Annotated in this window: 14 protein-coding genes and 3 pseudogenes; 14 read left to right on the top strand and 3 right to left on the bottom strand. The window is 66.5% G+C overall.

Annotated features, from left to right (window positions below; all coding sequences use genetic code 11):
- Positions 1 to 128: 128 nt before the first annotated feature.
- From E1285_RS16315 to E1285_RS16265, 12 genes and pseudogenes are all read left to right on the top strand, one after another.
- On the top strand, positions 129 to 791 hold the full coding sequence (locus E1285_RS16315; RefSeq protein ID WP_243722815.1) for an HNH endonuclease family protein: 663 nt from the start codon (positions 129 to 131) through the stop codon (positions 789 to 791).
- A 441-nt stretch (positions 792 to 1,232) separates the two neighbouring features.
- Positions 1,233 to 2,186: a site-specific integrase gene (locus E1285_RS16310; protein WP_207946618.1), complete on the top strand. Its 954-nt coding sequence runs from the start codon at positions 1,233 to 1,235 to the stop codon at positions 2,184 to 2,186.
- A complete protein-coding gene (locus tag E1285_RS16305; RefSeq protein WP_132152837.1) occupies positions 2,183 to 2,515 on the top strand; it encodes a helix-turn-helix transcriptional regulator in 333 nt (110 codons plus the stop codon). Before E1285_RS16310 ends, E1285_RS16305 begins: the two co-directional genes overlap by 4 nt.
- Positions 2,516 to 2,672: 157 nt before the next feature.
- On the top strand, positions 2,673 to 4,112 hold the full coding sequence (locus E1285_RS16300) for a hypothetical protein (protein ID WP_207946617.1): 1,440 nt from the start codon (positions 2,673 to 2,675) through the stop codon (positions 4,110 to 4,112).
- Between the two features lie 952 nt (positions 4,113 to 5,064).
- On the top strand, positions 5,065 to 5,487 hold the full coding sequence (locus E1285_RS16295; protein WP_132152835.1) for a hypothetical protein: 423 nt from the start codon (positions 5,065 to 5,067) through the stop codon (positions 5,485 to 5,487).
- On the top strand, positions 5,481 to 6,266 hold the full coding sequence (locus E1285_RS16290; protein WP_132152833.1) for a hypothetical protein: 786 nt from the start codon (positions 5,481 to 5,483) through the stop codon (positions 6,264 to 6,266). Before E1285_RS16295 ends, E1285_RS16290 begins: the two co-directional genes overlap by 7 nt.
- Before the next feature lie 4 nt (positions 6,267 to 6,270).
- Positions 6,271 to 8,091, top strand: a complete 1,821-nt coding sequence (locus tag E1285_RS47370; protein ID WP_132152831.1) for a pentapeptide repeat-containing protein — start codon at positions 6,271 to 6,273, stop codon at positions 8,089 to 8,091.
- A 291-nt stretch (positions 8,092 to 8,382) separates the two neighbouring features.
- The gene (locus E1285_RS16280; RefSeq protein WP_132152829.1) at positions 8,383 to 8,760 is read left to right on the top strand and encodes a hypothetical protein; all 378 of its coding nucleotides are present in this window, start codon (positions 8,383 to 8,385) and stop codon (positions 8,758 to 8,760) included.
- A 13-nt stretch (positions 8,761 to 8,773) separates the two neighbouring features.
- Positions 8,774 to 9,079: an integrase core domain-containing protein gene (locus E1285_RS16275; RefSeq protein WP_207946616.1), complete on the top strand. Its 306-nt coding sequence runs from the start codon at positions 8,774 to 8,776 to the stop codon at positions 9,077 to 9,079.
- A 520-nt stretch (positions 9,080 to 9,599) separates the two neighbouring features.
- Positions 9,600 to 10,975, top strand: a pseudogene (locus E1285_RS16270) (IS1380 family transposase).
- A 1,214-nt stretch (positions 10,976 to 12,189) separates the two neighbouring features.
- On the top strand, positions 12,190 to 12,363 hold the full coding sequence (locus E1285_RS45625; RefSeq protein WP_165966638.1) for a hypothetical protein: 174 nt from the start codon (positions 12,190 to 12,192) through the stop codon (positions 12,361 to 12,363).
- A gap of 490 nt (positions 12,364 to 12,853) precedes the next feature.
- Positions 12,854 to 14,056: an IS110 family transposase gene (locus E1285_RS16265; protein WP_132152827.1), complete on the top strand. Its 1,203-nt coding sequence runs from the start codon at positions 12,854 to 12,856 to the stop codon at positions 14,054 to 14,056.
- A gap of 394 nt (positions 14,057 to 14,450) precedes the next feature.
- Here E1285_RS16265 and E1285_RS16260 read toward each other — a convergent pair whose 3' ends face one another.
- The 3 genes and pseudogenes from E1285_RS16260 to E1285_RS16250 all read right to left on the bottom strand — a co-directional run bounded on the left by E1285_RS16260 (position 14,451) and on the right by E1285_RS16250 (position 16,289).
- Positions 14,451 to 14,912, bottom strand: coding sequence for a DNA methyltransferase (locus E1285_RS16260; RefSeq protein ID WP_132152825.1), 462 nt, complete (start codon positions 14,910 to 14,912; stop codon positions 14,451 to 14,453).
- A pseudogene (locus tag E1285_RS16255) lies at positions 14,888 to 15,023 on the bottom strand (IS5/IS1182 family transposase); the annotation flags it as partial. The pseudogene E1285_RS16255 and the gene E1285_RS16260, both read right to left, overlap by 25 nt.
- Before the next feature lie 68 nt (positions 15,024 to 15,091).
- Positions 15,092 to 16,289 (bottom strand): annotated as a pseudogene (locus E1285_RS16250) (IS3 family transposase).
- A gap of 220 nt (positions 16,290 to 16,509) precedes the next feature.
- Here E1285_RS16250 and E1285_RS16245 point away from each other — a divergent pair.
- Positions 16,510 to 16,704 (top strand): hypothetical protein, encoded by a 195-nt coding sequence (locus tag E1285_RS16245; protein WP_132152823.1) that lies wholly within the window; start codon positions 16,510 to 16,512, stop codon positions 16,702 to 16,704.
- Positions 16,705 to 17,252: 548 nt separating this feature from the next.
- Complete coding sequence (locus tag E1285_RS16240) at positions 17,253 to 18,704, top strand: ATP-binding protein (protein ID WP_132152821.1); 1,452 nt, start codon at positions 17,253 to 17,255, stop codon at positions 18,702 to 18,704.
- The last annotated feature ends 117 nt before the right edge of the window (positions 18,705 to 18,821 follow it).

Raw genomic sequence — 18,821 nt, 5'->3', positions numbered from 1 at the left:
CACCAAGTACCGGCGCTAGAACGACTGGGACGGCCACGTCCACGATCTCCTGAGACCGTCAACCATCTCCCGGACCCGTCAAGCGTGTCCTGGAACCGATCTGTCCAAGATCTTCTGGAGCCGCACAAGTGGGGCGGTGTCTGGCCGCCTACGGGGAGCTTGTCACGGCCGCCGTCATCCTGGCCGCCATCGCCGTTGCCCCCGCGATCAGCTTCACGTTCCTCGCCTCGGCCGCCCGCGCCGACCCGCCGCCCCCGCCCGGTGTGAGCACGTCGGCTGAGCACCTGGCCGCACTCACCGTCGCGCCCGAGGGCGCTGGCAGCGGCTATGACCGCGACAAGTTCCCTCACTGGATCACCATCGCCGGGGCCTGCAACACCCGCGAGACCGTACTGAAACGCGACGGCATCGACGTCAAGACCAGCGCGGCCTGCGCGCCGGTATCGGGTACCTGGCGGAGCCCGTATGACGGGGCCACCTGGACCGCCGCGTCCGATCTGGACATCGACCACATGGTCCCGCTCGCCGAGGCGTGGCGGTCGGGCGCCGCATCCTGGACGACGTCCCGCCGACGGGCGTTCGCCAACGATCTGTCCAGTTCGCAGCTGTGGGCGGTCACCGACAACCTCAACCAGGCCAAGGGCGACAAGGACCCGGCCGAGTGGACACCGCCGCTGGCGAGCTTCCGATGCCTGTACTCCAGGTCGTGGATCGACGTGAAGTACCGCTACCGCCTCACGATCGACACAGCGGAGAAGAGGGCGCTCACCCGCCTGCTCGGCACCTGCTGACACTGGAGAGCCAGGCGCAGGTTATCCACAGGAATTCGTTTCGCCGCTGCACTTGGCCGCCGCGACTTAACGTCGCGGCATGGACACACTCGAGCCGGCGAAGCCCTTCCCGCAACGCTGCAAACCGCTCAGTAGGAGTCCACTGGAGTTCCGCGGTTGACGGTGCCGCTTGCTGGAGCCTGCAGGTCGCGCTGTTCAGCGCCTATGCCTTCCCGTGTTACCAGGGGCCGGGGAAGCGATCGAATCTCAGAAATTCTGAAGCAACGTCGGCTAGAGTGATCGCCCTGCGCTAGAGGTGAAGGAGAGGGCGGTGGGGTCGTGGCTCTGACTGCGGTCGCTGACCTGAGGGAGAGACGCGGGCCGGGCTCTGCGGATGAGATCGAGGCATTCGAGACCGACGTGCTCGCCGGGTTCGTGCTCGCTAGAGCCTCGGCTGGCCTGGTGGACGAGACCATCCGCAACGACCTGAGCAACTTGGAGCAGGTCCGAGTCTGGTTCGGACGGCCTCTGTGGGAGATGCAGCCTGCCGACGCCGACGCCTACTTCGGGCGGGTACTTCGGCAGTGCGCGCCCGCGACCCGCACGCACAAGGCAGGGGCGCTGTCGGTGTTCTTCGAGTACCTCGAACTACGCCACAAAATCGAGATCTACAACCTCACCGGCACGATGGTCGAGTCGCCCCTGGACGAGATGAACCGACCGCGCTCCCGCTCGGAGGCGCGGATCCGCGTGCCTCCCGGCGAGTCGGAGATCGCGACGCTGTTCGCTGGATGGCGCTCGGACCTGGCCAGCTGCCGCAAGTACGCGACTGCGGCTCGAAACTATGCTGCGGCTCGACTCATGTCCCAGGTGGGACTGCGGGTGAACGAAGCCCGAAACCTGGACCTGGACGACGTCAAGTGGGACGTAGGGCGGTTCGGCAAACTCCACGTGCGCCACGGCAAGGGCTCGGGAGGCAAGGGGCCCAAGGAACGGCTGGTGCCGCTCATCAACGGTGGCCGGGCGACGCTTGAGTGGTTCATCGGCGACGTGTGGGGGCACTTCGACGACTCATGGGATCTGCCCGGAGCACCGCTGCTTCCGTCCGAGCGAAGCAACCTGGACGGCTCCTGCAGGAGGGTGGGCTACGACGCTCTGCGCGCGTCCCTGCACGCCGCCACCGAAAGGCACCTCCCTCAGTGGCGAGGCCGCCTGACGCCTCACGTCCTCCGGCACTTCTGCGCGTCCGAGCTCTACCTGTCGGGGATGGACCTGCTGGCCATCCAGGAACTCCTGGGGCACGAATGGGTCGCCACCACAATGCGATACGTCCACGTGCACCGCACCCACATCGAGGACGCCTGGGCCCAAGGAGAGAAGCGAGCCGCCCAGCGCCTGGAAGGACTCCTGCCATGAAGTGGAACCTGCGGCTGACCGCCGCCAACCGCGGCATCTGGAAGGCCAGCGAGATGCAGCGCCTCCTCGCCGAGCGCGGCCTGGTGATCAGCGCGGGCAAGATGTCCGGCCTATGGTCTGGCGACCCGGCCAGCATCAAGCTGGCCGACCTGGACGTCCTCTGCGCTGTGCTCAACTGCGGCGTCGAGGAACTCCTCCTCCCCGAGCCGGAGACGGTTCAGCGACCCGACTCCGAACCGGACCAGGAGCGCCGCGTCGTCGGCCAGGAACCCGCACCGCGGGCCGTCCGGCCGCGGCCCTCGGCGCGGCGCAGCCTGCCCCCCGTCTAGCATGCCGGTCGGTAGTTGCGAAACGTGCCTGTCCTGGGGACGACTTGCGTCGGCTCGACGGTGCTCCGCCTGCTATATGTTCCGGTCGAATTGGCCTGCCCTGGGCCACTGCCCGGGGTGCCAGCGGCAGGAGAATCTCAAAAAGGACTACTGCCGCTTGTGCTGGACGGAGGCCAGTAGGCGCGTTAACCGGATAGTCGCCGGGCACGACTTCGCCGAGCCACTCGCCCCGGTCCTGCGTGAGATCACCTGCCACCAGCTTCGGTTCGCTCATACCGGCGCCGGGACCGGCCGCCCCAGGGCTCTTCCCGCGGGCGCTTCCCGAAAGCCCAAAAGGCCCTATGCCGCGAAAGCTCCGGACCCGTCGAGGAACATGCCCAGCCTGGCTGTCGGCGCCGGTCAATGCATCCTGACCGATCCACCGAGAGACCTGAAACGGTCAGTGATCTTCGCCGTGGGGTGGCATGTCCTGCCGCCGCTGGAAGTTCCCAACGTCTATCTGGCTTGGCACGCCGCCGAACGCAGAGCCGAAGGCCAGGGCTGGAGCGCGTACACGCTTCGCCACGTGAGAAAGGGGCTGGTGGCCGCTTTAGCCGGCCGGACCCCGGACGAGCAGGTGCCGTACTCCGAACTCACCCAGCTCGCCTCGATCAAGATCTCGGCAGACCGGGTCGGGGCTGTCCTCGAAGACATCGGCCTGCTCCTGGACGACCGCGTGGACAGCCTCGAAGCCACCTGGAACAGGCGACTCGAAGGTGTCGCTCCAGCCATCCGCGCCGACGTCAACGACTGGCTTCGCCGTCTCCGTGACGGCGGCCCGCGCGCCCGCCCTCGAAGCCAGCGCACGATCCGCCACTACATCTTCCACACCGAGCCCATCCTCAAGCAGTGGTCGCAGGACCATGACCACCTCCGCGAGATGACTGCAGAAGAGATCAGACGCACCCTCGACGGACTCCCTGCCGGCTACCGCCGCTCCTTCGCGCACACCGCCCTGCGGTCCCTGTTCAGCTTCCTGCACAAGAACAAACGGATCTTTCGCAACCCCACGACCGGATACAAGGTCCGAGTAGCCGACACCAAGGTCTTCCCGCTCTCGCAGGACGATTACCGGGCAGCGGTTGCAGCGGCCAAGACCCCTGCCCACCGCCTCGCGCTTGCCTTCGCGGCCGTCCACGCCATCAGGCCCCACGACATGCGCCACATGCTCATGGAGCACGTCGACCTCAGCCAACGCCGACTCACCGTCGCCGGCCGAATCCGCCCGCTCGACGGGATCGCCTACCAGGCGCTCCTCGAATGGCTCGACTACCGCCGCACGCGCTGGCCCAACACCGCCAACCCTCACCTGTTCGTCTCGATGAACACCGCCCTGGACGTCCGGCCGGTATGCCCGGACTACTTCGGAAAACCCTTCCGCGGCCTGCCCGCCCCTCTCGGCCGGCTCCGAATCGACCGGCACCTCGAAGAGGCTCTCGCCAGTGGAGCTGATCCGCTCCATCTAGCTCTCGTCTTCGGTCTCGGCGACCGGGCGGCTGTTCGCTACGCACGGGCGGCGCGCGAGATCCTGGAGAGCGGTCCCGAGCCCGATGCTTGAGTTCTCTGGAACCCGGCCCTAAGTTGCCTTTCCTGCGCCACACGCGCTCGGGTTCACGCAGACAGACCTTCAGAAAGCGTGAACTTCGGGATTTTGCCCCGCTGGCACTGCTGGCCCGAAGGCTCGCTGCGTTACCAACCCCTTGGCTCGACGCCTTGAGGGGGCTCCAGACCGGCTCCGGTACGGGACGGGGCAGCCCGGTGTGGCCGTGCTGCCCCGCTTTCGGTGTAGTCGGAGGCCTGGCGAGTCGGCCTCGGGGTGGCGGTCCAGGCTTCCGGTGACGTGGACGAGCTACGTGGCCGTGGCGGCCGCAGTCGTGGGCAGTCGTTGAGCAGGGGTGGTGACGGTGCGGACGAGGTCGGCGACGCGCGTACCGAACTCGCCGGCCAGTACACCCGACGACGCTTCCAAGGGGCGTCGTGTTCGTCGCCCGCTAGTTCGATGGGGAGTGCTCGCCTGAGGCGTGCAGGAGAAGGGTAACGAGCGCGACCACGTCGCCCCTCGTCGTGGCATATGACGAGCAGCGTCACCCGGAGGAGGAAGTTGACCGCATGCTCGGGTTCCGACAGCCCTGCGGCGCCAGTCGCCGACCAGCGGCAAAGGCCGTGCCGAGCCGTCGCCATGCGGGTTTGCCGAACCGGAGGCTCTGGACGGGACCTGTCACAAGGGCCGGCCTCGCCGCACATACTCGGTGTCTGTGCGGCGGGTGACCTCCCGCGCCGAACGCCGTGCGATGGGGCGGTCTTTCAGACCGGGGCCCTCCAAGGTCGGTTCATGTGGCGGGGGCGTGCTGCTGCAGGCGGCTGGTGGGAAGTGTGTGAGCGGCGACGCGGACCCGCAGGCGAGCCGTGCGGGTGGCCGGGACGTTCGGGGACGTCTCAGTGGTTCGGCGATCCTTGGGTCTTGATGTGGGTGAGAGTGGGGTCGCGGGGGTCCTTTGGCGAGGACGGTCATGCGGGTGTGGGTGGGGGAGTATCGGGCGTCGATCTACCGTGAGGGCGAGGGATGGACAGGGGCGATCTCGCTCGGCCGCCGGCCGGATGGCCGACGGTGCCGACTGAAGCGCAAGGCACCGACACAACGGCTGCTGATGCGCAAGCTCGTCCAGGCGGTCGATGACCTGGAGCGGGGGGTGCGGGCCGAACGCAACTACTCCGTGGAACGCGCCGCCGAGGATCTGCTGACCGTACTGGCCGGCAAGGAGTTGGCGGAGACGACCGTGCAGACCTACCGCACGCTGGTCGATCGGCATCTGATCCCGCAGCTCGGGCAGGTACCGGTGCGGACCTTATCGGCTGACCCGGTCGAGACGTGGCTTCTGGACCGTGCGCACGATCTGACGACCAGCACCCTGCGGATCGTGCACGGGTGCTGAAGCGGGCGTTGCGGCGCGCGCAGCGGCACGACAAGGTCGCACGCAACGTCGCCGAGCTCGTCGACACGCCACGCGGCCGGCCCGGACGGCCGTCATCGTCGCTGTCGCGGCAGCAAGCGGCCGCCCACGGTCGGACTTCTCCGAGACCGAGTTTCGGTCGTGGGGCCTTGCTAGGGTTGCCGGCCATGATCAATTGGCATGCGACCGCCGGTGAACTCGATGACATCTGGAAACCCATGGTGGACGTCCTCGACATGGGCGTCGCGGGCGCCATTTCGCCCGAGGTCCGTGCGGATCTCGACAAGTGCGTCTTCGGTGTGCTGCAGGGCCATGGTCACAAGCTCGCCATGGGACGAGGGACGACCATGCTAACCCCCTCGGGGCTGGTGGTCCCTCAGGGCGCTGAGTACATGGACATGCTGTCGCAGCCCGACGTCGACTTCGGCTACGACGACGACTCGGTGGCCGACGCGCTTAACGCCCTGCTCACCGAGGCTCGCGGTCGTGCCGCGGAACTGAGTTGCGTCTGCCTGGCATACCACGTCCGGATGGGCGAGCCGGGCCGCGAGGCCCGCGAGATCGAGATCCGTAAGACGACCGAGTTGCAGGACAAGGGCGCCGTCACCCCGCCCGGCACGATCCAGGCATTGGCCATCGACCTGGAGCACCGCGCCGGTCACGCCGTCGCCGTCTTCCTGCCCTACGACTGGGATACCGGCAACGGGCTTCGTATCGGCGACCTGATCGCCGGTCCCTCCCACCGCCGAATCTGGAACTGAGGCCATGTCGACCGACCTGTATGGAGTTCGCGTCCTCGACGTCGACCGGGACCGTCGCGAAGTCCGCCTTCGCGTGTTCGTCGTCTACTACGAAGCCGCGGTCCAGGGATACTGTGCGCCGCCCGAGCGGGACTGGAGCTTCTTCCTCGGCCTGCTCTGGGAGTCCGGCCGGTGGGACGGTCCCATCGGCAAGGTGATCGAGGTCGACCAGATCCTGGACGATGACTGGGCCGCGGCCAACGCCCGCTGGTTCATCGAGGACGTCGAACAGACCGCCCGCCGGAACGACCCGCCGAGCCCGGAGGACTGGGAGCACATCAAGGACTTCTACTACGAGCGCGACGGCCGTTGGGCGAACGAGCACCGGCTCGTCCAAGCCGACTTCACCGTCCGCGTCACCGACGCGTGCTGGATCCAGCACCTGAGCCCGGGCAACGCATGGGGCACCACCTGGTACGAGCGGTACGCCGACCAGCCCTGCGCCGAGGATGTGCCGCACATCCCGGACCTGCGCAACCCGTCCACCATCCTGAAGCCCTTCGAGGGTGAGTCGGACCTGGAGGACCTGGCCTTCTCCGACGACGGCCGTTTTCTGGCGGTCCTCAACGACATTCAGGGTCTCGTGGTGTACAACACCGCCGACTGGTCAGAGCGCGTGCGTGCGAGGCCGGAGTCCAGAGTGTCGGCGACCCGCCTGATGTGGGCCCTGGGCAGGCGGGTGGTCACCTTCAAGGACTTCCGGGATGAAAGCCGGCAGTTCGCTTTCGACGTGGACACCGGTTCATGGGTCGACGCCCCGCTCGAACGCGGCCGCACGCGTTCCTCCAGCGGCCGGCACAGGGCGGAGTACGGAATCGCGGTCGGGGTCGAGTTCCTCGACGGCCCGAAGGCCCTCGACTCCGATGAATTGATGATCGAGGCGGCCGCCTTCACCTCCGACGAATCCCGCTTGTTCGTCGCCGGGATGTCCCCGGACGTCTTCGTCCTGGATCCGTCGACCGGCGAGGTCCTGGACTCCTTCGCCGACACCGGCGAACGGGTGTGGGAGCTGGCGGTGAGCCCGGACGGCGCGTACCTCGTGACGTCGGCCCCCACCTCCAGCCACGAGGCCGAGTTGGAGATACGCGTCCGCCGCACACGCGACCAGCAGATCGTCGCGCGTCACCGCCTGAACGGCTATGTTTCGGGGCTGCAATGGTCGCCGGACGGCCGCCGGCTGGTGGTCATGGTCACCGGGGCCGCCCTCGGCGCGCCCGGTGAGATCCACGTCCTGCCCATCGGCCTCCCGGCCGATCCGCCCGGCGATCTGCGTCCCCCACCCCGTGACACATCGGCAGACCATGGCTTGGACCCGGACCTGATCCTCGGCATGGCCCTCGCCTCCGGTTCCGTTACCGTGGACGAACTCAACGGCATCGTCGCCGGGCACGGCCGCTGGCTGGCGTCCGGCGGCGGCGGCGGAAGCTGGCAGGTGCTGACCGTAGGGGCGTTGCCTCTCGCCGTTTACCGTGGCCCTTCCGGCACCGACGGCGAGCAGGCGGAACTCCGTAACCGCCGGTTCGAGACCGGGACCGACCTGCGCGGCCTCAACCTCGCCTGTGCCGACCTGACAGCGCTAGTCGGCGAATCGATCGACCTCCGCGGAGCGGACCTGCGCGACGCCACCGTCACCGACTCGCAGCTGCGCGGCGCCCGCCTGTCCGGCGCCGACCTGCGCGGAACGGACTTCTCCCGCGCCGACCTGTCCGGCGCCGACCTGACGGGGGCCAAGCTGGCCGGCACCGACTTCCAAGGCACCGACCTGACCGACGCCAAAGGGATCTAGCTCAGCGTTGGTCATGGGCGGAGACGGACGGCGGAGGCCGTCGACGAGGCGGGAGAGGTGGCCGATGCACCGGGTGGAGTCGACCTCGCCCGCCAGCGCGTCCAGACCGCGGCCGCCACGGGTGAGGGGTTTGGTCGAGCTCGGGCCGGTCCTGGTGCAGGTAGGTGGTGGCCAGCAGTACGTTCCGCAGGGCGCCTTCCCGAGAGTAGGAGGAGTCTTGGAGACCCAGGCCGTTGCGCAGGTGGGTGCGGGCCCGGGGGTGGTCGCCGAGCTTGAGGTAGCAGTATCCATGTGCCCGGCGTCGGCGGTCTGCCGGGCGAGCCGTTGGGCGCCTTCGTCGCCCCCTGCCCGCTCACGCATCCGAGCCAGAGCCGTCAGCGCTTTGGTGTGCCCGGCGTCGGCGGCCTGCCGGTACAGCCGTTCGGCGCCTTCATCGTCCCCGGCATCCTCACGCACCTCAGCCAGGTACGTCAGCGCTTCGGTGTCTTCGGTGTCTCCGGCGTTGAGGGCCTGCCGGGCGAGCCGTTCGGCGCCTTCGCCGTCCCCGGCATCCTCACGCATCCCAGCCAGGTACGTCAGCGCTTCGGATTCGTCAAGCTGCTCGGGCGGCGGGCCAGGCAGATGAGGGCGGCGTTGTGTTTCTTGCCCTCGGCGCGTTTGCGGTCGTAGTAGGCCCTGCTCAGTGGGTCGGGATGGCAAGTTCCCTGAGCTGTTCGACACCGTTCTGGCCGATGCCGGCGTCCAGGCGGTGCTGACCGGGGTGCGGGTGCCGAGGATGAACGCGGTGATGGAGCGGTGGGTGCTGACCTGCCGCCGTGAGCTCCTGGACCGCACGTTGATCTGGAATCAGCGGCACCTGCTCCACGCCCTTCGCGAGTTCGAGGTCTTCTACAACGAGCATCGGCCTCATCGGGGCATCGCCAACGCTCGCCCGTTGCAGCCGCTGCCTCCGCCGATCAGCGAACCAGACCAGATCTCGCCCACCTGAACGTCCGAAGAACGCAACGTCTGGGCGGGATCCTCAACGAGTACGAGAATGCAGCTTGACCTGCGCGGACGCAATTTTCGGCAAGCGCAACCTTGTCGTCTCGCTGGTCGAGCTGGCGAGCCTGGTCGATCGCATCATGGCGGGGGACCTCGACCGGTAACCCGACGTGACCGAGCCCCGGCCCACACGGTCGGGGCTTCGTGTGTCGGACGGTTCGCAGCAGGTGCATGCCGCTATCGGGACGGGCCGACCCTAGTCAGCCACGGGGGGCTCACAGAGGTCTTACGGGGGATCCCGAGGACATGGAGCTAATGCGTGAGTCGGGTAAACGCCTGCCGAAGTCCGGCTCTGGTCTCTGACCTGCCATCCAACGCCTGAGGACAGTGCGTCGGGACTAACCTCGGGCTTTCACTGGGTGGCGGGTAGGGAGTGCCCGTTTAGATAAGAAAAGTGCCCCTGCGCTGGGAGGATAGGGCTTGTTCAGGGTCCTGTCCGTACCAGTCCAGAAGGCACTTTTCAGATGAGCAAGCGTATCGGGTCCTACCCGCGTGTGGGCGTTGATGGTGACGGCCGCGGTCTGGTCTCCCAGGCCGGGGCGGTGCTGCTGGTGGAAACCGTCCGCAAGAGCGGGCTGGACGGTGCGTTGTCGCAGGCGTTGGCGCCCTGGCGCAGGCCGCGGGCGGTGCATGATCCGGGCAAGGTCGTGCTGGATGTGGCGCTGGCGGTGGCGCTGGGCGGTGACTGCCTGGCCGATGTGGCGATGCTGCGGGCCGAACCCGGGGTGTTCGGGCCGGTGGCCTCCGACCCGACGGTGTCCCGCCTGATCGACGCCCTGGCCGGTGGCGGCGAGCGGGCGCTGAGGGCGCTGCGCCGAGCCCGCGCCGACGCCCGCGAGCGGGTGTGGACGCTGGCCGGACAGGCCGCCCCGGACGCCGACGGGCACGTGACAGTGGATCTGGACGGGGTGCTGGTGCTCGCCCACTCCGACAAGCAGGACGCGGCTCCGACCTGGAAGAAGACGTTCGGGCACCATCCGCTGATGGGATTCGTCGACCACGGCGCCGGCGGGTCGGGTGAGCCGGTGGCCGGGCTGCTGCGCCCCGGGAACGCCGGCAGTAACACCGCCGCCGACCACATCACCGCCGCGAAACTGGCGCTGGCCCAGCTGCCGCGCCGCTATCGTCGCGGCCGCCGCACCCTGGTCCGCACCGACACCGCCGGCGGCACGCATGAGTTCGTCGGCTGGCTCGCCGCGCGTGGCCGGTGGTTGTCGTACTCGGTCGGGATGACCATCACCGAGCAGATTCACACCGCCGTCCTGCAGATCCCAGACTCGGCCTGGACACCGGCGGTCGAACCCGGCGGCGGCATCCGTGACGGCGCCTGGGTCGCCGAGCTCAGCGGCCGGGTCTTGCAGGGCTGGCCGGACGGGATGCGCCTGATCGTGCGCAAGGAACGCCCGCACCCGGGCGCCCAGCTGCGCTTCACCGACGCCGACGGCATGCGCCTGACCTGCTTTGCCACCAACACCACCAGCACGCCGATCGCCGAACTGGAACTACGGCACCGCCGCCGCGCCCGCGCCGAGGACCGCGTCCGCGCCGCCGCGCCACTGGCCTGCGCAACCTCCCCCTGCACCACACCGCACAGAACCAGATCTGGCTGGAGATCGTGCAGATCGCCCTGGACCTGCTGGCCTGGATGCCGATGCTCGCCCTCACCGGCCCCGCCCGATCCTGGGAACCCCGCCGCCTGCGGCTCCGGCTGCTGCACACCGCCGGACGGCTGATCACTACCGGACGCCGACACATCCTGCGCCTGCCCGAGCACTGGCCCTGGACCAGCATCATCACCGACGCCCTCGCCCGCCTCGCGGCACTGCCCAACCCCGGCTGACCAGCACCAACCCGCCCTGACAACACCAGGAAGGAGACCACAGGGCCCGTGGAACCCCGCCCACCCGGAGCGACATCCGGGCAACCAGCATGACCGGCACCACCAAACACAAGTCGGTCAAGCCGCTACGCGGCCTGACCGACACCATGAAAGATCGAGGCTAAAGGTGATTAAGACCTGACCCGAAGGTGACAGGTGGTGTTGGGAGACCTGTCCGAAATTCCAGTGGCGGGCTCCGGGCGGCCGCTACCGTTCGTGATCACGCTTCGTGACTGGCATGGGAAACGATGCAGGTCGGTGCCGGGGTGCATCCGGGAGTGACAAGCAACCAAAAGGGGCACGGTAGGACAAAGTGCCTTCTGAACGGCGTTGTCGGCGGTCTCCTTAACGGAAATACTTACCAATTGGTAACTGGTGTCCGTTTCCCCGTCCGGTGCAGTAATTTACGAAACAGAGACATGGTTGTGGCGGATCCTACACATACGCGGTGAAGCAGAGTCGTTCTTTTGCTTGTATGTTGCGGTGTTATCCCACGAGCCGACTTCCGGGGAAAGGAGTGGCGCCCGTCACATTCGCCCCGCTATTAACAACCCGTGACGCCGAGCCAGCTCGGTCATCGCCGTTCTGATTAGCGTCATGCCGTCGGCCTCCTAAAGGGGAACGCCGGTGCCTCGCTGCCCGAGACGACCCTCTACGCCGGCAGCATGTTCGACGCCTCGCAGAACTTCATTCTCCTGGTCATGCTGTCCTGGGTATCCGCGCCACCCAAGAGGGGTTGGCAAGGTCCTTGCATGTTTAGGCCAGGCCAAAAGATCCAAAGCGCCTATATATCGGAGATGTAGCATCGTGTTGCATCTTCTGGGATTTCCAGCCAGACAAATCAGTCAAAGTGTACATTCGAGTATCGAATGAACGAAAGGTGGTTCGGTGTCTGATCCCGGCGTGGGATTCTCGTTCGCTCCAAACATTTGTCGCCGACGCTTCCTACATGTATCTTGCGGGTAATCCCCGGCGCTCAGAGTCGACTCGGGCCCGTCTACGGCACGCCGGGGCACATCCCCTCGAAGTTAGGAGTACCAACTTCAACCTGTTTGATCTTTGGAACTAGTTGAGGAGCGCTCATTAGGGCTGGCCCTCGACAAAAACCAGGGGACAATACGAACATGGGTAATCGAAGTCCATGGCCATACATCCTGATTGCTATTCTGTCCGGAATGGTCATCGGGATCGTGGTCGCCGTCGCGCTCACGCTAGCTAGTGCGCCCATCGTCAGTGCATGTGTTGCTGGCCTCATGGCATTTCTCGCCAGCTCCGCCCTGATCCTGACCATCATGGGCTTCTCCGGGTTCTTCGGCCCGGACGAGCGCAAGCCAGAAGGAGAGCACTAGCCTCCCAAGAGCCGGGCCTCATTCCGGGGCCCGGCCAGTACACGACTATCAACTTCTCAGAAGACACATTGTGCGACGACTCGGGCCAACGACAGACGGTCCGATGACCGTGATCCCAGTGCCTCGTGTACTTGACTCAGACTTGCGATCTGCTCACGCTCACCAGTTTGACGGCCATCTGGTGTTAGCTGCTTCTCTGCTCGGACCGTCAGGCGACCAAGATCGCGTTAGAGCTGGCGCCTAGGCGCCCGTTACCGTTTTCACGTCCCCGCCATGGCGGGGAGCCAGGTCACCCGGCCCGGCATGACTCAAGCCCCCTGTCGCAGGCATGATCCGGGGGGTGTTGTCACCGGGCCTGGGTGGCGTCGGTGGACCGCTCATAGGGACAAGGCACCGTCTGTGACGAGGAAGATCGTCTCGCCGTAACGTGGATGCCGGCAGCCGGCGCTGAGACTTGTGACCAGGCCAAACACCGCCGATCGAGGTAGACGTGAGCGTCGAGTACGCGGTGTTCTTGGGGTTGGACGTCGGCAAGGGCGAACACCACGCCTGCGCCCTGGACCCCTCCGGCAAGAAGCTGCACGACAAGCCCCTGCCCAACGACGAGCAGCGGCTGCGTGCCCTGTTCACCCAGCTCAGCCGCCGTGGCCGGGTACTGGTGGTGGTCGACCAGCCCGCCTCGATCGGCGCGCTGCCCGTCGCCGTCGCCCGCGACGCGGGCTGCCAGGTCGCCTACCTGCCCGGCCTGACCATGCGGCGCCTGGCTGACCTGCATCCTGGCAACGCCAAGACCGACGCACGCGACGCCTACATCATCGCCGACGCCGCCCGCACCCTCCCGCACTCCCTGCGCCGCGTCGACACCGGCCAGGAGACCCTGGCCGAGCTGGAAGTCCTGGTCGGGTTCGACGACGATCTGGCAGGCGAGTCGACCCGGCTGGTCAACCGGATCCGCGGGCTGCTGGTCACCATCCACCCCGCCCTGGAGAAGGCGCTGGGGCCACGGCTGCACCACCCCGCCGCGCTGGAGCTGCTGATCGCCCACGGCGGCCCGGACGGCCTGCGCGCCGCCACCACCGACGAGCTACTGGCCACCACCAGGCCGCTGGCCCCGCGCATGGCCGGACGCCTGGTCGAAGCGGTCAAGACCGCGATGGACGCCCAGACCGTCGTGGTTCCCGGCACCACCGCTGCCACGACCGTCCTGCCTCACCTGGCCCGATCCCTGCGATCAGTCCACGACCAGCGCGAACAGGTCGCGGTCCAGGTGGAGGAGATCCTCGATGCCCACCCTCTTGCCAGGGTCCTGATCTCGATGCCGGGCATCGGGGTCAGGACCAGCGCACGGATCCTGCTGGAGATCGGTGACATCTCCGCGTTCGCGACCCCCGGTCACCTGGCCGCCTACGCCGGCCTCGCCCCCGTCACCCGCCGCTCCGGGTCGTCCATCAAGGGCGAACACCCACCCAAAGGCGGCAACAAGGCCCTCAAACGCGCCATGTTCCTGGCCGCGTTCGCCTCCCTCTCCGACCCGCGGAGCAGGGCTTACTACGACCGCAAGAGAGCCGAGGGCAAGAAACACAACGCCGCCCTCATCTGCTTGGCCCGCCGCCGCTCAGACGTCATCTACGCCATGCTCCGTGATCGACAGCCCTACCAGCCCTCGCGCACACCCGCCGCCCGAGCGGCTTGACGAATCCCATAGGGACACCCCCCCGGACTCACGCGAAGTCCTGGATGTTGATCCGGAGGCCGGGCCCTTTTACGGGCCCGGCCTCATCCGTCGCTCAGACGTCGAAGCTCATCTGTTCCGAGTCGTCCTGAGTCCGCTTCTTGGCCTGGAAGTAGGGCAGAGAGTAGTCGGCATGTTGGCTGCTTGCCAGACAGCAGCTCCTCGACGGTGATGATCTGAACCTTCGGGTACTTCTGCGAGTTCACCGGGTACGTGTAGATCCCGGAGTGGTTAGCTGCCTCAGGCATGGCCTTCGTAGGCTTCTTCATGCAGATGAAGACCCCCCATGGCCGCCTTCTCGGACTCGACCGTACCTACCAGGTCGCGGATGTGGGCAGACCCTGTGGTGCCACCCTTAACCGAGACAAGGATGCGGTGTGAGTTCCCCTTTGAGTCGATCGGTATCCGGATGACACCGTCGAATCATCCTGAACGGATCAAGGACGACGTCACCCGGATTGGTGCTGGCGACGAGAATGCGTTCCAAAAGCCCCAGCCGTTTCTGTGTGGGGTAGCCCAGACGCTCCTTATCGGATGACGTCAGGCGGATATCGCTCCAGATGTCCTGTAGCGCAACCCCTGGCTGCTCACCCAGATACCGCTTGTAGACGGGCATCCCGGTACTACGGAACTCGATTCGCCCTTCGGTAAACGTCTGATTGAGCTTCTCTCGCGAGTAAGCCCAATGACGGCCTTTTTTAGGCCGTACGCCTTTCCATTCGAAGTCGACATCTTTACCATGCTTGCCTGCCGTGAGGTCACCTCGTCGATACCGACGTCCCAGTTTCAGGAGCGCAGTTTCCGCAGGATCCGCCATGATTTGAGCTGGGGCATTCTCCCGTTCGCCCGGCGCGCGGAGCTTGGCGTGTGACCGGTTGGCCCGCTTCTGCGACTCGGGCTTGCCCTTGCCCGTGTAGGGCGTGATGACCACCGATGCTTCGGCTCCTTGATAGTGATCCGCCCCGAGGATTCCGGACAGCTCTATTTGCGGCTAATTCACGCTGTGAGCTGTAGTTCCTGATGCTCGGCGTACACCTGGTTCGGGGTTCTGTACCCTAGTCCCGAGTGGCGTCTTTTTGAATTGTACCAGAACTCGATGTACCTCGCGATGTCACGGCGCGCGTGTTCTCGAGTCGGATACTGAGTGCGGTGAACGCGTTCATTCTTCAGGGCGGCGAAGAAAGATTCGGCCATTGCGTTGTCGTAGCAGATCCCGGTTCGCCCGACCGATTGGCGCAGCCCGAGCCGGCGCAGGGTGCCGCCGAACCTGGCCGAGGTGTAATTGCTGCCGCGGCCGCTATGGGGGATCGCCTGGTCGGCGAGGCGGTGATTGCGGGCAGCCATGGTGATGGCCTTTTCGATGAGCGGGTTCTTGTAGTTGTCGTCGATCGCCCAGCCGATGACGGCTTTGGTGCAGCAGTCGATGACGGTGGCGAGATAAACCCATCCTTCCCATGTTCGACGTAGGTGACGTCGCCGACGAGTTTCCGGCCGGGGGCCGCGGCGGTGAAGTCGCGGCGGACCAGATCGGGTAGGTGCTCGCCGGTGCCGTCCTGCTCGGTCAGGCCCGCCCGCCAGGGACGCGGCTGGCAGGGCACCAGGCTCAGCTCCCGCATGATGTCTCGGACCAGTTCGGGCCCGGCGGGCACGTCGGCGCCGGCCAGGTCGGCGTGGATCCGCCGGTACCCGTAGGTGCCATCGGAGGCGTCGAAGAAATACTGCACCAGAACCTTGAGTTCCTCACGGCGCCGAGCGGTCGCCGATGCCGGCTGGGAACGCCATTCATAGAAGCCGGACCGGGGACACGCCGAGCCATTCGCACATCCGGACGATACTGGGGGTGGTGCCGTCGAGGTGTCCAGAAGGACCGGCGTACTCCGCATCGATGAACTCGTACTTCGAGGTCACCGTTGCTCCTTCGCGAAGTACGCCGCTGCTTTTTCAGGAAGTCGTTCTCCATGCGCAGTTCACGGATCTCGCGTTCCTGCTCTTTCAGCCGGACTCGCTCGTCCAACGACAACTCGGGCTCCTCACCGGCGTGTGCACGCCGGTACGCGGCCACCCAATTCGCCAGGGTACCCGCGTTGATCCCGAGTTCCTTTGCCACCTGCGCGATCGGACGCGAGGTCTCGACCACCAACTTCACTGCTTCTTCCCGGTACTCGGGAGAGAAGCTCCTCTTCGGACGAGCCAAATCACTACCTTTCCAGACCACCCCATTGTAGTGGGGCCACTGTCCGGAAACTTCGGGGCGGCTCACCCCGGTTGTTATCGATCTTCGCGAGGTCGGTTGGGTCGCGGAGCGAGCCAACCGACTCTCTGATTTCGGCGGCGGGTCCAACGTGAATGCCCGCATCCGGACATCACACGCGGGCGCACCCCCACGGCCGCATCGGCAGAGCGAAGATGTGTGCATGAGCACCGATGATGACGACGATGAGCGCAATAATGGGAGCGCGAGCGAGGACCACACCGCCGTGGTCCTGTTCGTTGTGGGCTGGATCGCCCTAGTCGTCTTCCTGGCTCTCGCGAACAGCGGCGACGAAAGCCCACCCGGATACGAGGGACCCGACGTTTGCTATGGACGAGGCGGCGCGCAGACCTGCTGAGCTCGCACGTACCCAGTTCCGGGAGGTGCCCATACCCGCCTGCACCGCCAGCGGCAAGGACCGCCGGCCCTGGCGCCGCGCCCGCGCGGAGGTCCTCGCCGAGGGCTCCGGGAACTGCTGAATCTGTGGTCACCCCGGAGCGACCTTGCGCTTGCCGGCAATTGCGTTCGCGCAGGTGAGCAGAGTAGCTGGCGGGCTCTGGCGTTGGGGGCCGCGAACGTGTTCGCCACGGTCAAGCAGGCCAGTCGCAACAGCACAGCTGTCCATCATCCCGCAGCGGCTGTCATCGGTTGGCCCAACAGCGATGACCAGCTCTGGGAGCTCCGCCGTCCTCATTCCCACCTGTCTCCCGCTAGGCGTAGCGCCGGTTCGAATCCGGTGCGGGGCACGTACCAGTGAACCCTCCTCGTGCAGGCGCGGCGGGCGTTGTCCTGACCCGGCAGCTCCCTCACACAGCCGCCTGGCCAGGCGCCGCAGCAATAACGGCGGCCTGGTGGACTTGACCGAACCGGCCCACAGCAGGACGACCCACTTCATAGAGTTCTCGCATGCTCCGCTCACCGCGCCTTGAGGCGCTCTTCGGGAAACGACTCGAACAGGTGACCTTCGCCGACGTGCAGGGGCTCGTGGGGAGAGAGGAAGCAGCCGAGGCGTCCGACCTGGATTACAAGGAACTCGTCCACGCCAAGAACCCCGAGCAGAAGGCGGAGTTCTGCAAAGACGTCGTCGCGATGGCCAACGACCGCGGCGGTGCCCTGATCGTCGGAGTCCGGGAGGACGGCGACCAGGCGATTCCCGAAGCGATCACCAAGGTCGACGTCACAGACGGTGAACGGCAACGGCTTTACGCAGTACTTACCAACACGGCACCGCACCCGCTTCCCGTCGACATCGTGCCTGTCAACGATCCTGACGATCCCGGCCGCGGTGTCCTGCTGGTCCTCGTCGAGCGCAGCGCACTCGCCCCGCATACGGTCTTGGACACGCGCGAAAAGGTCCACCACCGGGATGGCTGGCTGCGGTACCCCATACGCAACGGGGCCGCAACGCGCTGGATGCAGGAACCCGAGATCGCGACCCGGTACCGCGACCGATTCACCCACGGCCGGTCGGTGCAGGACCGGGTCAGCGAAGTGGAAATCGAGTGCCTGCTCGCCTACGAAGAGCGTGACCAGTGGGACGGTGGCGATGACGGCTCCGCCTCACAGGCGAGTTCACCCCTGGCCCCTCGCGTGCCTTACATCCCATACTTCGAGGAGAATCGAGAGCCGGCCCGCCCCATCCTGGCCGTCACTGTGGCTCCGGAAGTCGCCGGGCTGCTCGTCATCAACCGCGCGTCGCTGATGGAGTTCCAGAGGTCCATCGGCACCACATCTGTCCTGGTCGGCCGAGACGTGACCTTCGAGAACGTGCGGGTCGCGCCGGGCCGCCTCGTAGCCAGCTTCGGCGCCCCCATCATCGCTCTGTACGCCGAATTCCACGAAGACGGCTCCGGCACATTCCTCGTCACGCTGCTCCCACCTAAGAGCGACGACACGGTCGAGCTGCTTGCGCAGGACGCTATGTTCTACGTTCTCTCGGGTCTCAGATGCCTTGGACGCCATGCCCGGGATCGCACCGGCGCTACCGGTGTGGCCGCGATCCGTTGCAGCATCCTCGGAGGGATCAACGAGTTCGGTGGCGTCGAAACGGCCTTGCCCCACCGGGGCGACCCGTACGAAATCAAACTCATCTCCGAAGGCAACCACGGCGAGTACGCGAACCTGCGCTCCACTACCCGCGCCGTCGGCAACGCCTTCGCTCACGTCGACGACCTCGCAGTCGACGGGCCGGGGCTGATCTCGGCCGCCGCCATGGTCTCTAACGAGGCATGCCACGCCTTCGGGCTTCCACAGGTTCCCCTCCTGGACATCAACGGCACCATCAATTTCCACCATTGGGGCCCGAGCATGAAACCCACCATTGCCGCTTGGGCGAGAACATTCGGTGCAGCAACCTGACCGGACGTCCCGCTACGGCCCGCCGAACGCCTCCGCCAAGCGTTCGGCGTAGTCACCGGCTTGCAGGTCGAACGCCGTCAGTCCGTGCCCGAACCGGAAGGTTCCCCACAGGGCCAG

Source organism: Actinomadura sp. 7K507 (assembly GCF_004348425.1).
In the GTDB taxonomy this organism is placed as follows: Bacteria; Actinomycetota; Actinomycetes; order Streptosporangiales; family Streptosporangiaceae; genus Spirillospora.
Note: the sequence above shows the minus strand (reverse complement) of the source record. Positions and strands in the feature narration are given on the sequence as shown.